At 51.4% G+C, this 15,145-nt stretch carries 14 protein-coding genes and 1 pseudogene; 14 read left to right on the top strand and 1 reads right to left on the bottom strand.

Annotated elements, in window-relative coordinates:
• Positions 1–281: 281 nt before the first annotated feature.
• Positions 282–1,265, top strand: coding sequence for a gamma-glutamyl-gamma-aminobutyrate hydrolase family protein (locus HMPREF1246_RS05655; RefSeq protein WP_009015228.1), 984 nt, complete (start codon positions 282–284; stop codon positions 1,263–1,265).
• A 70-nt stretch (positions 1,266–1,335) separates the two neighbouring features.
• On the opposite strand, the gene HMPREF1246_RS05650 is transcribed toward HMPREF1246_RS05655, so the two are convergent.
• Entirely contained in the window at positions 1,336–2,286 is a 951-nt protein-coding gene (locus HMPREF1246_RS05650; protein WP_021736974.1) for a LysR family transcriptional regulator, read from the bottom strand.
• Positions 2,287–2,563: 277 nt separating this feature from the next.
• Here HMPREF1246_RS05650 and HMPREF1246_RS05645 point away from each other — a divergent pair, with 277 nt between their 5' ends.
• The 13 genes and pseudogenes from HMPREF1246_RS05645 (at position 2,564) to HMPREF1246_RS05585 (ending at position 14,263) form a co-directional block, all read left to right on the top strand.
• A complete protein-coding gene (locus HMPREF1246_RS05645; RefSeq protein WP_021736956.1) occupies positions 2,564–3,892 on the top strand; it encodes an enolase C-terminal domain-like protein in 1,329 nt (442 codons plus the stop codon).
• A 106-nt stretch (positions 3,893–3,998) separates the two neighbouring features.
• Positions 3,999–5,414: a GntP family permease gene (locus tag HMPREF1246_RS05640; protein ID WP_009015225.1), complete on the top strand. Its 1,416-nt coding sequence runs from the start codon at positions 3,999–4,001 to the stop codon at positions 5,412–5,414.
• Positions 5,415–5,477: 63 nt separating this feature from the next.
• On the top strand, positions 5,478–6,434 hold the full coding sequence (locus HMPREF1246_RS05635; protein WP_009015224.1) for a hydroxyacid dehydrogenase: 957 nt from the start codon (positions 5,478–5,480) through the stop codon (positions 6,432–6,434).
• Positions 6,435–6,484: 50 nt separating this feature from the next.
• On the top strand, positions 6,485–6,688 hold the full coding sequence (locus tag HMPREF1246_RS05630; RefSeq protein WP_026385389.1) for a ferredoxin family protein: 204 nt from the start codon (positions 6,485–6,487) through the stop codon (positions 6,686–6,688).
• Positions 6,689–7,837, top strand: coding sequence for a 2-oxoacid:acceptor oxidoreductase subunit alpha (locus HMPREF1246_RS05625; protein ID WP_021736978.1), 1,149 nt, complete (start codon positions 6,689–6,691; stop codon positions 7,835–7,837). It begins immediately after the preceding gene.
• Complete coding sequence (locus tag HMPREF1246_RS05620) at positions 7,837–8,652, top strand: thiamine pyrophosphate-dependent enzyme (protein ID WP_009015221.1); 816 nt, start codon at positions 7,837–7,839, stop codon at positions 8,650–8,652. The genes HMPREF1246_RS05625 and HMPREF1246_RS05620 overlap by 1 nt, the downstream gene beginning before the upstream one ends.
• A gap of 2 nt (positions 8,653–8,654) precedes the next feature.
• Positions 8,655–9,185: a 2-oxoacid:acceptor oxidoreductase family protein gene (locus tag HMPREF1246_RS05615; RefSeq protein ID WP_016459453.1), complete on the top strand. Its 531-nt coding sequence runs from the start codon at positions 8,655–8,657 to the stop codon at positions 9,183–9,185.
• Between the two features lie 83 nt (positions 9,186–9,268).
• The gene (ilvD, locus tag HMPREF1246_RS05610) at positions 9,269–10,963 is read left to right on the top strand and encodes a dihydroxy-acid dehydratase (RefSeq protein WP_014128704.1); all 1,695 of its coding nucleotides are present in this window, start codon (positions 9,269–9,271) and stop codon (positions 10,961–10,963) included.
• Between the two features lie 100 nt (positions 10,964–11,063).
• The gene (locus tag HMPREF1246_RS05605) at positions 11,064–11,411 is read left to right on the top strand and encodes a VOC family protein (RefSeq protein ID WP_016459454.1); all 348 of its coding nucleotides are present in this window, start codon (positions 11,064–11,066) and stop codon (positions 11,409–11,411) included.
• Between the two features lie 111 nt (positions 11,412–11,522).
• Entirely contained in the window at positions 11,523–11,756 is a 234-nt protein-coding gene (locus HMPREF1246_RS11095) for a nitroreductase family protein (protein WP_016459455.1), read from the top strand.
• A pseudogene (locus HMPREF1246_RS05595) lies at positions 11,717–12,016 on the top strand (nitroreductase family protein); the annotation flags it as partial. The gene HMPREF1246_RS11095 and the pseudogene HMPREF1246_RS05595, both read left to right, overlap by 40 nt.
• A gap of 26 nt (positions 12,017–12,042) precedes the next feature.
• Positions 12,043–13,362 carry an acetyl-CoA hydrolase/transferase family protein gene (locus HMPREF1246_RS05590; protein ID WP_009015216.1) on the top strand — a complete coding sequence of 440 codons (1,320 nt, stop codon included), beginning with the start codon at positions 12,043–12,045 and terminating at the stop codon, positions 13,360–13,362.
• A 355-nt stretch (positions 13,363–13,717) separates the two neighbouring features.
• Entirely contained in the window at positions 13,718–14,263 is a 546-nt protein-coding gene (locus tag HMPREF1246_RS05585; RefSeq protein WP_009015215.1) for a flavodoxin family protein, read from the top strand.
• Positions 14,264–15,145 lie beyond the last annotated feature (882 nt).

The following is a 15,145-nucleotide window of genomic DNA, read 5'->3' as shown; positions in this document are numbered from 1 at the left end:
TCATATACCTCTCTTAAGGATCGAAAAACGTATGATAAAGGACGTAACCATCATTTCGTCGATTATATCCTTTTCTTTTACTGAAACAAAGGGACGATGAGTGGGGGGGTAAGAGGTACCTTCAGCCGTGGGTATTAACGTTAGAAGCCAGTGAATCGATGAAATGATTTCAAGAATCGATGCAGATTGATTCAAAGCTGTCCTTTTTTTTGACTTCTTTTTAGCGTCTTGATACACTGAAATGAGTTACTTAAACGGAATACAGAAAGGAGTAGGAAAAGATGAAAAAATGGAGTCATGTTTTATCTGCGGCGATTCTTACGGTAGGAATTTGCCTGGGCTATGGGCAGGAAGCCCAGGCCATGGTGGGCGGGAAACCGGTCATTGGAATTTCCTGGAAAAGTCCTAAACAGGCAAAATCATATGAGGCTTTCAAAAAGATCATTACAATGGCCGGTGGGATTCCTGTCGAACTAGATCAGATCAAAAGCACGGACGTCACCTATGCCGCCGATGGAACGGTGGACAAGGCCTATGTGGAACCTTCTGGGATGCTGAAACAGGCGTATGCTGATAAAATTCGCCATGATGGATTCGAACGGACCAATATCCAGACTGTGATGCAGGGAATCGATGGTGTATTTGGAACGGGTGGGGAAGACATCAGTCCCTCCCTGTACAAAGTACCAGAGACAGAAAAAAATCACGGTGAAACAATCAATGCGGCCCGGGATATTTCTGACTACGCACTGCAGGATTACTGCCGCCGTCATGATATTCCCGTTCTTAACGTATGCCGCAGCGAACAGATGATGGGCATTGTGTACGGCGTCACCTTCATTCAGGATATTCCTGATTATTACAAGACACAGGGCGTCAAGGCCTATAAGGAAATCCATCGCATGGCACCGGGAACGCCCAATCGCGACTATACCCATCATGCAATCCGTATCCTGCCCGTGAACAGCAAGTTACGCAGCATTGTAGGGGACGATACGTTTGACAAGGTTTCTTCTTGGCATCATCAGAATATCCTTTCCGTTGCAGGAACGGGTCTCATCCAGACGGCAGAATATACCGATCAGGGACTGAGCCTTGTCGAGGGCGTTGAAGATCCTCATCGCAAATTTGCAGTTGGGCTTCAATTCCATCCGGAAAATGACATCAAGCAAGTTGTCCTGAACCATAAGGACCCGAAAGGCTATGCTGATGTTGACATCTGTCTTGCTTTCTTTAAGGCGCTGATCGCTGCTTCCCAAAAATAAGGACAATATAAAATGCCCGCTCCACTGAAATGTACCCTCTTTACTGGACACCCAGTAAGGAGGGTACATTTCACAAGGAGCGGTTTTGATTTGTCAGGAGCGGGTCTTTTTCAGTGAAATACCTAACAATCAGCTCTTTATAGCAGGCCATGGCCTTGCTGACGTAGGTATCTTTTTTGTGGACCGTACACATTTCCCACAAGGGATCGCCGGGAATTCGGTAAAACGCCACATCGTCCTTGCCGCGGATATAGCCCGCCGAGGTGATGGTACAGGCAAGACCGCTTGCCACGATCTTTAACAGGGCGCGGATGCTGCCTGATTCAAAAAGGACATAGGGACGGATCTTAGCTGCCCCGAGGATCCGGTTGATGAGGCTTCGCATGGTCGATTCCTTGTAGATGAGCACAAAGGGCAGCTCCTTGATTGCTGATAGGTCCATATAGGGAAGGTCTTCCAAATAGGTCCCCACAGGCGCCGCGTCCTTGGCCAGGGGATGCTTCCGCGGCAGGCACAGGAGCAGGGGCTCATAGCGGATGTGGTCATACTGCAGATCGGCCAGTTTCTGCTGCTCCGAAAGCGTGACAAGTCCCAGGTCAACATAGCCTTGGGCAATCTGGAGCTGCTGGTTATGGACGCGCATTTCGTGAGGCTCCACGATGATGCCGGGAAACTGACGGTGGAAGGCAGGGTATGTGGCAACAAACATATCAAGGCCGCGCTCCCGAGAAAAGGTAAAGGAAAGATGGCCTAAGTTGTCTTGAGCAAGGTCGTTGATGATGTTGTAGGCTTCCCTTTTTTCAATGAGCATCTGCCGGCCATATTTTAGATAGACCTTTCCTGCATCCGTTGGCGTAAGGTCGTGCTTTCTGCGGTAAAACAGCTTGATGCCCAAGGCATTTTCCAGTTTGAGAAGCTGCTGGTTGAGGGCGGACTGGGTCACAAAAAGTTGCTCGGCTGCCCGTGTGATATTCCCCGTTTCTGCAATCTTGACAATGTATTCAATCTGTTTTAGGTCCATGGATGCCTCCTTGGGCACGTATGCCCGCCTTTAAAAAGGGGAGAGCTGCCGACATGTATCGTTTCATGCAGGGTAGGCTCTTTTTTAGAAATTAGGTTAACTTTTAATTAGAATTTCTTAGAATAATTCTAAAAACAAACAATTTGAATTATAGTACCATGGACCGTACAATAAAGTCAACGAGAGAATCTTAAAAAGATTCTAAAATAACTGAAAACACTTATTTCAGGATGGGCATCTGTAACAAGGTGCATAACACGAAGGAGGAAAAAGCGTAATGGTTCCTGTGATTACCAAAATGGAAGTATATCCTGTTGCCGGTCACGACAGCATGCTGCTCAATCTCAGCGGAGGTCATGCCCCATACTTTACCCGCAACATCGTAATTCTGACGGACAGCGAAGGCAATACAGGGGTAGGGGAAGTTCCGGGAGGGCCCAAGATCACGACAGCCCTTGAAAATGTGAGCGATATTGTTGTAGGGACGAAAGTCTCGGATTACCGCAATACGCTTCTTAAGGTCCAGGCTGAACTTGATAAGAGCGGTGAAAAGGATGAACGCGGCGCCCAGACCTTCGACCTTCGTACAGGTGTCCACGTCCTGACGGCCATTGAGGCTCCTTGCCTTGACCTTTTGGGCAAAGCACTCGATATGCCGGTCTGCCGTCTTCTTGGCGCCGGTCAGCAACGTGATTTTGTCCGCTTCCTGGGTTACCTGTTCTTTGTTGGCGACCGTAAGAAAACTGATCTGCCTTATCAGTCCGAAGAAGATTCCGACTGCGAATGGTATCGTCTCCGCAATGAAGAAGCCATCGATGCCGAACATGTTGTGGCCTTGTGCAAAGCCGCCAAGGATAAATATGGTTTCAAGGATTTCAAACTAAAAGGCGGAGTCCTGCGCGGTGACGAAGAGATGAAAGTCATCAAAGCCATGAAGAAGGCTTTCCCTGATGCCCGTATGGACCTTGATCCCAACGGCGCTTGGCATCTTGATGATGCCGTCCGCTATGTAGCGGATATGCACGGCATATTGACCTACTGTGAAGATCCCTGCGGAGCCGAAGACGGTTATTCCGGCCGCGAAATCATGAGCGAATTCCGCCGCCGCACTGGTTTTCCGACGGCAACGAACATGATTGCTACGGATTGGCGTCAAGTCGGTCACTCCCTGGAAAGCCAAGCGGTCGACATTATCCTTGCTGATCCCCATTTCTGGACCATGAATGGTTCCGTCCGTGTGGCCCAAATGTGCCACGAATTCGGCTATACCTGGGGCAGCCACTCCAACAACCACTTCGATATTTCCCTTGCCATGTGCGTCCATGTCGGTGCTGCCGTACCGGGTGAATACAATGCCCTGGATACGCACTGGATCTGGCAGGAAGGTCGTGAACGCTTGACCAAGGAGCCGCTCAAGATTGCGAACGGCGGGATCAAGGTTCCGGATAAACCGGGCCTGGGCGTTGAAATCGACCGTGACCAGGTGATGAAAGCCCATGAACTTTACAAGAAACATTGCTTGGGCGCTCGCAATGACGCCATCACCATGCAGTACCTGATTCCGGGCTGGAAATTTGATGCCAAGTCTCCGTGCCTTGTTCGCTGATTAAAAAAGACCTGCCGAGGTGAGGCGGCAAGTCGAACGGGAAAAGAGTGAGGCCTTTCCCGTTTCATCCAAGTAAAAAAGAAAATATGTGAGGGAGTTTCAAAAAATGGCAGAATCTACACGGATGCTCCTGGGCTTAAGCCTTGGCATCATAACCATGATCATCTTGGTTGCCAAAACCAAGGTCCATAGTTTCATTGCAATGCTCTTAGCTGCCCTGATTACAGGCATTATCGGCGGCATGCCGATCGTGACCGTCAAAGCAGCTGATGGAAAGACCATCGTTGGTGTCATCAATGCCATTACCACGGGCTTTGGCAACACCCTGTCAAGCACGGGCATCATCATTGGCCTTGGCGTCATGATGGGCGCCATTCTGGAAAAATCCGGCGCAGCCGAACGTCTTGCTGTAAGCTTCATCAAGGCCGTAGGCAAGGGCAATGAAGAATGGGCCCTAGGCGTAACGGGCTGGGTGGTTTCCATTCCAGTTTTTGCTGACTCGGCTGTCGTTATGCTCTGCCCGCTCTGCAAGGCCATTTCCAAGGTGACGGGCAAATCCGTCATCGGCTTGGGACTAGCCCTTGCCTGCGGGCTCCAGCTGACCCACGTCCTTGTACCGCCCACCCCAGGACCTTTGACGGCGGCGGGCATGCTTGGCGTTGACGTTGGTCAGATGATTGCCGGCGGTGCGCTCTTGACGATTCCCATGCTGATTGTGGTCGTACCGTATTGCATGTGGATTGGAAAGAAAATCTATCAAGTCGTCAATGAGGACGATGAATATGTTCGCCCCAGTAAAGATGGCGACGTGAAACGGGCATCAACGGATCTTTTGGACCAGTTCCTGAATCGGGACGACCTGCCCGGTTTCTGGATTTCCGCAGCGCCGATTGTGGTTCCACTCTTCCTGATCCTCTTAAAGACCGTTCTTGACCTTGCTGGCGTCGATAAGGCAGCTGCTTATTATCCGGCCCTGGCTCTATTTGGGAGTCCTATCGTGGCGCTGATGATTGGCTGCCTGATCGCCATCTATGGATTGATGCCGGAGCGAAAGACCAAGGAAGTCCTTGATATCATGAATGAAGGCATCAAGGATACAGGGCTCATCATGCTCATTACGGGTGTGGGCGGCTCCCTGGGCTATGTTGTCCGTGCTTCTGGTATTGGCAGTGTCCTCGGTAAGATGGTTGTGGGACTTCCCATTCCGGCTGTCCTCATTCCCTTTTGCATTGCAGCCCTGATGCGAATTGTCCTGGGCTCTGCCACGGTTGCCATCGTCACGGCGGCTTCGCTGACCATGCCGCTTATGGGCCAGCTGACCATCAGCCCGCTGCTTATGGCCATGAGCTGCTGCGTCGGTGCCATTTCCTTCGGCTATTTTACGGATTCCGGATTCTGGGTATGGAATGGGATGTTTGGTGTTTCTGACCTTAAGGAACAGCTTGCCTGCAAAACGGCTGTTTCCATGATCATGGCGGGTGTGGGGCTTGTAGAGCTGCTCGTCATCCAGTTCTTTCTGTAAGTCAAATCAAGGGAAAAGCATTTGCTTTTCCCTTTCCTGTAAGACAGGGGAGGCGATTTATCCATGTATAAGATCTTGATTCCAAAAGCCCTGAAAGAGTCGGCGCGTACGTTCCTTACGGATAAAGGCTATGAACTCGTCGAACTTCAAGGCACGGATGAAGAAACCATGAAAAAGGCAATCAGCGACGTTGATGCCGTCATTGCCCGTACGGAAAAATATACACCTGCTGTCATTAAAGCCGCTAGGAACCTCAAGATCATTGCCCGTTACGGCATTGGCTACGAAAACATCAATCTTGAGGCCTGCGACAAAAAAGGCGTTACCGTGACGCTCGCCCGTGGGTGCAACACCTATTCCGTGGCTGAGCATGCCATTACGCTCATGCTCGCCGCCCTGCGCCAGATTTCACAGCTTGACCGGGAAGTCCGCAAAGGGGATTGGAAGAGCCGTGACCGTGTAGAAACTCACGAAGCCCGCGGCAAGGTCTTTGGTTCTATTGGCATTGGGCCCATTGGTATGGAGGCCGTCAAGATTGCTCATTTTGGGTTTCAGATGAAGATCCTTGTCTATGATAAATTTGTGGACCAGTCGAAGTTCCCGGATTGGATCGAATTTACGAACACCTTGGACGACCTGATGGAGCGCAGCGATGTGGTATCGCCCCATCTGCCCCTTAACAAGGGAACGTTCCATATCCTAAATGAAGAGAGTATTTCCCATATGAAACGCGGCGGTATACTCCTGAATGTTTCCCGCGGTGCCATCTGGGATGAAAAAGCTGTCTATCAGGCTTTGCAGGAGGGACGGATCGGAGCCGCGGCCGGAGACGTTTTTGAAACGGAACCGCCGACGCCGGACAATCCACTTTTTGCACTGCCAAACTTCATCGGGACGCCGCATACAGCGGCCCTTAGTGAAGAAGCTGTTACTGCGGTTGCCATGAATTGTGCTCATGCCATTGATGATCTCTTTTCTGGTAAAGAGCCGCTTTATATCATCAATCATCCGACCCGCTGAGGGCTGGGGTGCTGTTAACTGTCCTCTAGGGGGACAATCTGTATGGAGGGATGACCATGGAAGGAAAGTTTCTCATCAAGATCAACACAAAGTTCTGCAAGCAATGCGGAATCTGCTCTGCCCTGTGTCCGAAACAGGTCTTTGATCAGGAAGTAGGCAAACCGCCTGTTGCCGCGCGTGCTGACGTATGCATTGGCTGCAAGATGTGCGCCATGCGTTGCCCGGACTTTGCTATTGATGTGGAGGGAAAGTAAATGGGAAAAACTGTCAAGAAATTTATGGAAGGCAATGATGCCATGGTGGCCGGCGCCATCGCTGCCGGTGCTCGTTTCTATGCGGGCTATCCGATTTCCCCGAGTTCGGAAGTCGCTAAGGGAGCTGCCAAGGAACTGCCCCGTCACGGCGGTGTCTATATCCAAATGGAAGATGAAATCAGCTCCATGGCTGCCCTGTGCGGGGCTTCCCTTGCTGGGAAGAAAGCCTTTACGGCAACCAGCGGTCCTGGCTTCTCCCTGATGCAGGAAAACCTCGGCCTTGCTGTCATGAGTGAACTGCCCTGCGTCGTTTATGATGTACAGCGCAGCGGTCCTTCGACGGGGGCTGCCACGAAACCGGCCCAAGGGGACCTCATGCAGGCCCGCTATGGGACCCATGGGGATCACAGCATCATTGCCCTGGCTCCGTCTTCCGTCCAGGATTGCTATGATCTTTCCATTACGGCGTTCAACCTTGCTGAGAAATATCGCACGCCGGTCATTTTCTTGGCTGATGAAGTCATTGGCCACCTCCGTGAAACGGTCCGCATCCGCAAACCGGAACCGGAAGAAATCATTGACCGCAAAGCGCCTGCAAAGGGAACGGCTCAAAAAGACTTCCATCCCTATGACTATTCCTCCGATGTGCCCGCTCCCATGGTTGGTGCCGGAGACCGAGACCTCCTTATGAGAACGACGGGTTCCACCCATGATGAAAAAGGTGAATTCAGACCGACGCCGGAAAATATTAACCGCGTAACCCATTATCTCATTGATAAGATTGAAAATCATACTGATGATATCACCATCACCCGTGAATATCAGATGGAAGATGCAGATACGGTCATCATCTCCTTTGGCTGCTCTGTCCGCAGCTCCCGTACAGCCGTCGATCTGCTCCGTAAGGAAGGCGTCAAAGCAGGGATGCTGCAGCTTGTAACCGTGTGGCCCATGCCGGAAAAAGCCATCCGCAAAGCCCTTCAGCAGGCAAAGACCGTTGTCGTTGCCGAACTCAACATGGGTCAGCTGGCTGGTGAAGTCCGCAAATACAATGACTATGGTGCCAGGGTTGTTCAAGCAAACCGCACCGATGGCGTCCTCATTACCCCGGAGGAAGTTGTAAGCACTGTTAAAGGAGGTCGGGAATAATGAAGTCCTACAAGGATTATATGCTCTTTGATAAATTGCCGCAGACCTGGTGCGCCGGCTGCAGCCACGGCATTGTGCTCCAGTCCATTGCCGCTGTCATGGCTGAACTGGAAGTGGATAAGCACGACATGGCCCTTGTCAGCGGGATTGGCTGCTTTGGCCGTGTTGATGACTACCTGGACATCAACTGCATGCACGTGACGCACGGCCGTGCCCTTGCGGCCGCAACCGGGGTTGCCCTTGGCAATCCGAACCTCAATGTCCTTGTCACCATGGGTGACGGCGACGGCACGACCATCGGCGGCAACCACCTCATCCATGCGGCCCGCCGCAACATCAATGTGACGGCCATCATTTCCAATAACTATAACTATGGCCAGACCGGCGGCCAGTATTCCGCCACGACGCCGACCCACAGCATTACCCAGACCTCTCCTTATGGCCATGTTGAACAGGCTTTTGATATCTGCCAGCTTGCCATTGCCGCAGGAGCCAGCTACGTTGGCCGTGCCACGGCCTATAACCCCCTCATGATCCGCAAGCTCATCAAGGAAGGAATGCAGGTCAAAGGGTTCTCCCTCATTGAAGTCATGAGTGCCTGCCCGACCCACTATGGGAAATTCAATAAACTAGGTGAAGCTTCCCGCATGCTCAAGCTCATGAACGAGCAGAGCGTCACCGTCAGCCAGGCGGCGAAACTGTCTCCGGAAGAGCTGAAAGGGAAACTCGTTGTGGGCTGCCTGAAGAACGAACCGCGGGATGATTACTATACGGAATATGCCCGGATCATTGAAGCCCAGAAAGTTGAGGATTGAAGATGAAAAAAGAAATCGTTTTGAGTGGTGTCGGCGGACAAGGGGTTGTTTCTGTTGGCGAAGTCATGGGTCTTGCAGCTTCCCTTTATGAAGAAAACCTGAACGCAACTATGTCGGCGTCCTATGGTTCCGAAGCTCGCGGAACCTTCACGAAAACGGATGTCATCATAAGCGATGGGGAAATCGGCTATCCGAATGTTGCTTCCCCGGATATCATCCTCTGCCTGGCCCAGGTTGCCTACGACCGTTATGTTGACGCTTTCCGTGATGACACAATCGTCTTTTATGACAGCGAGGAAGTTACGCCAAAGGCGGGCGCCAAAGGTGAACATATCGGTTTTCCGTATCGCAGTGAAGCCATTGCCCTTGGCAGTATCCAAAGCGCCAATTTCGTTGCCCTGGGAACCATGAGCAAAAAGACGGGACTTTTGGGTGCTGAAGGCTGCCTTAAAGCTATCGAAGACCGTTTCGGCGGCAAGAAGAAAGTGGTAGAATCGAACCAAAAGGCCTTCAAGCGAGGCCTTGAACTGTAATCGCTGATCAAACAAGCGGCGATCGAGCAATTAGAAAAGGAAGAGGAAGGGCATGCGCCTTTCCTTAGAAAGAGGGATTCCCCATGAGTGACAAAGAAGAATTGCGTTACAAGGACGAGCGAAGCGGTATCCTTGTCAATGGAGTGGGGCGCAGCGGAAACCGGGCACTGCTTTACAGCATGGGTCTCGAGGAAGATGATTTCCGCAAACCCATGATTGGGATTGCTAACTCCTTTAGTGAACTCGTCCCTGGCCATATCCATCTCCGTGAACTGGCCCGGGATGTAAGCGATGGTATCCTTGAAGGCGGCGGGATTCCCCGCGAATTCGACACCATTGCCCTTTGCGATGGCCTCTGCCAAGGCCACTGCGGTATGCGCTACTCCCTGCCGAGCCGTGAGATCATTGCCGACTCCGTAGAAGCTGTTGTCGAAGGCAACCAGCTTGACGGTGTCGTGCTCATCGCCAGCTGCGACAAGATTGTACCGGGGATGATGATGGCGGCAGCCCGCTTGTCCATCCCGGCTATTGTCGTAACGGGCGGCCCTATGATTGCCGGTAAATGCAATGGCAGGACCAATATCTGCCTGAGCAACCTGCGCGAATTTGTCGGTGAATATCAGGTCGGCAAGATGACCTATGATGAACTTCGCAAGATGGAAATGGCATCGCTTCCGACGGTGGGTTCCTGCTCCATGTTCGGGACGGCCAATACCATGAGTGCCTTGGCCGAAGTCCTGGGCCTCACCCTGCCCTTTATGGGTACTTGCCCGGCTGTCGCGTCGGAAAAACGGCGCCTTGCCCGTGCCAGCGGCAAACGCATCGTAAAGATGGTTAAAGAAGGCCTTTCCACGGATAAGATCCTTACCAAAGAAGCTTTCCTCAATGGCATCAAGGCTGTCATGGCCCTTGGCGCTTCTACAAACTCCGTCCTGCATCTGATGGCCATTTCCCATGAAGCCCATGCGGACATCACCCTTGATGACTTTGACCGGATCAGCCGGCAGGTACCCTATCTGTGCAACCTGCGTCCGTCCGGCGCCTATGCTGTGGATGTGCTCCATGATAACGGCGGTATTCCTGCCGTCCTAAAGGCCATCCAGGATAAGATTGATGATTCCCAGATCACGGTCACGGGTCACTCCATCAAGGAAGTGCTGGAAGCCCAACCCCTTGTGGAAAATGATGTCATTTATCCTCGGTCGGCACCGAAAAACAAGCAGGGCGGCATTGCTATCCTCCATGGCAACCTGGCTCCTGATGGCGCTGTCGTCAAGGCCAGTGGTGTCAAACCGTCCATGCACCAGTTCACGGGCAAGGCCCGCGTCTTTAACAGCATGGAAGACTCCATTACGGCCATTGAAAACGGCGAAATCCATGCTGGCGAAGTCATTGTCCTGCGCTATGAAGGCCCGAAAGGCGGCCCTGGCATGCGGGAAATGTTCCTTGTCACGGCCCTTCTTGTGGGACGCGGCATGGATGAAAGCACGGCCCTTATTACAGACGGGCGTTTTTCCGGGTCGACCCGTGGGCCCTGCATTGGTCATATTTCTCCGGAAGCGGCCGCTGGCGGTCCCATTGGCCTTATTGAAGACGGCGATATCATTCACATCGATATCCCGAACCGCTCACTGACTGTGGATCTTTCTGACGAGGAACTGGCCGCGCGGCGTAAACACTTTACCCCTGTTGTGAAGGCAACGTCTCCGCTCCTTAAGAAATACTCAGCCCTTGTATCTTCTGCGGATAAAGGAGCCATCCTCCATACCCATGATTGATTTTGATCAGGGACTTTCCTTACGGCCTATGGTACAATAGGGGAGTACCTTGTCATGACAAGGCCCAATGACTATGCTCAAATGAGGAGGAATGCCCACCATGGCAGTAACCTATCGACTGAAACATGTTGGCATCAATTGTGAAAATGAGGCCGAGGCCAAAAAGCTTGTCAGTCTTTTGTGCCATCTCTTCAACATGGAAACCGGCCACGAAAACGATACCCATACCTTTGTTTCCACGGCTTTTGAAGTGATGAAGCATAACCAGATCGGAACGCACGGGCACATTGCTCTCCAGACCGATGATGTTGAGGCGGCCATGAAAGACCTCGCCTCTAAAGGCATCACCTTCAAAGAAAATACCATTCGAAGAAATGAAGAAGGAAAGATTACCTTTATCTACCTTGATGGTGATATTGCAGGTTTTTCCTTCCATCTGACGGTCTAAGCCATCCCCCTCTTATCCTTGGACCGTCTGAAACCCTTCTTTACACGCAACTCTAGGCAGCATGCTGTCTAGAGTTGCGGCGTATCTGGGAAAAGCAAAAAGGAGACCTTGATGGACATTTTTGAGAGTCGGACCAGTGTCCGGGCATTTACGGACGAACCTGTGGCCAAAAGTCAGGTGATGGCACTTCTTCGCGCCGCCATGCTGGCGCCTTCGGCGTGCAACCAGCAGCCTTGGCGGTTTTACGTCATTTATGACAAAAGCTTCAACAGGCGCTTTGTGATACCAGCCCCTACGCGGCATTTGGCGCAAAGGCCCCGGTCCTTATTGTCATCACCTATGTGACTGACTGCATCGTTTCTGAATTTGCTCCCATCGATGCCTCCTGTGCCGCGGAAAACCTCTGGCTCAAGACCGCAGAACTGGGGCTTGGCGGAACATTGATGGGCGTTTATCCAAGACGCGAGCGAGCCCTTGCCGTAAAAAAACTCCTTGGCCTTCCTGTTAAGGAAGAGGCCTTTGCCCTTTTTGCTTTGGGGCACCCTCAAAAGACGCGGAGCGCCGAAGACCGTTGGCATCCTGAATGGATCCATGAAAGAAGGTAAATTCAGTTCCTGAAAGGAGTATCGTTATGCTTGAAAAATATCGCAGTAAAGTTGTGACCGCTGACAAAGCGGCAGAAGCCATTAAAAGCGGCGACTGGGTTGATTTTGGTTTTGGCTCCGGCTTCCCGGAACTGATGGATGCCGCCCTTGCTAAAAGAAAGGGGGCCGTAACGGATGTCAAGATCCGCGGCGGTCTTGTCTACCGGCCATCCATTGCCGTCGTTGAATGCGACCCGGACCACGAAAGCTTTGATTACTACAGCTGGCATTTGGGAAACGCGGAACGCAAGTACTTCTCGGCTGGACAGATCCATTTTGCTCCCATGTTGCTTCGCCTTTTGCCGCAGATGTACCGTGAATACCTAACCGTTGACGTCGCCTGCATTCCGGTCTCCAAGCCTGATGAAAATGGCTGCTGCGGATTGGGTCTTGCCAGCTATGCCTGGAAGACCATCATGAAAAAAGCCCGGACCGTCATATTTGAAGTCAATGAACACATGCCGACTCTTCAGGGTGTGGATGGTTCTCACCGCGTGAGCCTTGACGACGCTGATCTCATCGTCGAAGGGGAACACGCACCGCTTGCTGCCAACAAGTACCGTACACCGTCGGAAGCGGACATCAAGATTGCTGAATATGTCGTCAATGAAATCCCAAATGGCGCCACCTTGTCCCTTGGTGTGGGAACGGTTCCCTTTACCATTGCCGAGATGCTCGCAAAATCCGATAAGGAAGATCTGGGCTGCCATACGGGAACCATCAGCGATGCCTTCCTGATGCTCTATCAAGCCGGGAAACTGACGGGTCGCAGGAAGGAAATCAATACCGGTCTTGCCGCATGGAACCTTGCAAGCGGCAGTGCGGAACTTTATCAGTGGCTGAACGATCGCCCGGATCTTTTCTATCCTGCCGATGTGGACTATATCCACAACCCGCGCAACATGGAAAAACTGTCAAACTTCATTAGTATCAATGGCGGTGTCCAGCTTGACCTCATGGGACAGGAAAATGCTGAATCTGTCGGAACCCGCCAGCTTTCCGGTACGGGCGGCCAGCTGGACTTTCTCGAAGGGGCTTTCCTTTCTCCGGGCGGGGCGGGTTATATCTGCATCAATTCGGCCCGCAAAGATAAGAAAGGGCAGCTTCATTCCAATATTCTTGCTTCCATTCCTGCCGGAAGTACCATTTCCGCACCGCGCGGCCTCATCCAAAATGTCGCTACCGAATACGGCGTGGCCCATCTCACAGGCCTTACCTTGAAAGAAAGGGCCTATGCCATGATTTCCGTCGCTCATCCAGCCTTTAGGGACGAACTGAAGGCTTATGCCGACGCAACCTTTAAATAAGAAATAGCAAAAGGCACGGGGCCGATAAGAAGTGATTCTTATCGGCTCCTTTTGGATGTCGTCTTGCAGAACATACTCCTGATAACACAGCTTTCACACTGTCGTTAGGGCCTTACGGTGTTTTCCCTTCTGGTCTTTTAGCCTCACAGCATCCCAGCTTCACGGCATCAAAGCAGTGCCTTTATGGCTTTAGCAGCATGAGCTTTTTCGTGCATTTTTCGTCGAATCGGAGCGATTTTGGTTCTGATAAAAAATATCATAGCTTTTACGCATGGAATTCCCTACATCATAAGTATTGGAAGGGATGTCCCTTTCTCGTTATACTGAAAGAAAAGAAGAAAGGAAGCATGCCCTTATGACGAAAAAAGTCCTCATCATTTCAAGTTCCCTTCGCAAAGGGGGAAATTCTGAAACGCTTTGTGATGCCTTTCAAAAAGGCGCGGAAGAAGCGGGATATCAGGTGGAAAAAGTGAGCCTTGCCGGAAAGCAACTGGCATTTTGCCAAGGCTGTCTTTCCTGTCAGGAAACGCGGCACTGCATCCTTCATGATGATGCGGAAGCCATTACGGCAGAAATGAAAGCAAGTGATGTGATTGTCTTTGCTTCTCCTGTCTACTACTATGGCCTGACAGGTCAGCTAAAGACCCTTCTTGACCGGGCCAATCCGTTATTTGCGTCAGATTACAAGTTCCGTGACATTTATTTTCTTGCAAGCGCTGCGGAAGAGGGAGCAAAGACGCCGTCAAGATCCATCACAAGTCTGGAAGGCTGGATTGAATGCTTTCCCAAAGCGCACCTTACAGGCACCGTCTTTGCGGGCGGCGTAACGCGTGTCGGCGACATTAAAGGTCACCCGGCCCTAAAAAAAGCCTATGACATGGGACGTTCCCTTGGAGAATAAGGGATGGGGAGAGGCTGTGAAAAATGATTTGTTCATTTTTTCACGGCTTTTTTTTGGAAAAATGGGAAGAGGTGGCACATGGGGTTCTTAAAAAAGTACAGAAAACACGTAGGAATTGTTTCACAATCGCGGTACGATTTTCTTTTGTGCTAACAAGGGACGTGCACGATAAAAGTTATTGCGGCATTTGGTCATTTTTCCTACGTGTTTTGCCTTAGCGCTCGGTGCGCAGCATCAATCCGCCTTACCAAGGCGGGGAACCATCAAGTGGGATCATGACATGACCTCCTTTATGGTGGTGGATGATGAGACTGGTTTTTGCCCGACGTTTCCTTGCGAGCGGGAACAAGGCAGATTCGCCCGGAGTTTCGAAGGATGCTTTTGGAGCGAAGCGGAATGACGATGAACATGTTTGAGGGCGAATTAAGTTTTAGCTTGATAGCTAGAGCCGTAGGCTCGTGACAGCTGGACCGCTTGCTACCCTGTATTAACTCGGCGTGATTTATGTTACGTAGACTGCGCTTTTTTCCTCACGATTTTTTATTTCCATTTGCTTTTTTTAAATAGGGCATAGACGTGGTCAGCGGCTAAGAGCACCCGGCTTCATCGACGACGGCATACGGTTTGTGTATAGCGAGGAGATTGAGGTTGTGGGCGACAACGCTGCTGGCTGCGTATAGGTCCATAGGCTGAAAAAGCCTCTTGCCTGATAAGCTGGGCGCTGGAAGTGACGACACGTGGTTAGGAGGAAAAGCACCCAGGCACCAACTGTCCCCAAACGTGAGATGGCCCATTGTACGATAGGCCATGAGCCCCTTGCCTCAGATCAATATGTCCTATAGCAAAGGGTTCACGTATGTTCAACAAATCAGAGCGATTTTT

The sequence above is a fragment of the Acidaminococcus sp. BV3L6 genome (assembly GCF_000468835.1).
Lineage (GTDB): Bacteria > Bacillota > Negativicutes > Acidaminococcales > Acidaminococcaceae > Acidaminococcus > Acidaminococcus intestini.
Note: the sequence above shows the minus strand (reverse complement) of the source record. Positions and strands in the feature narration are given on the sequence as shown.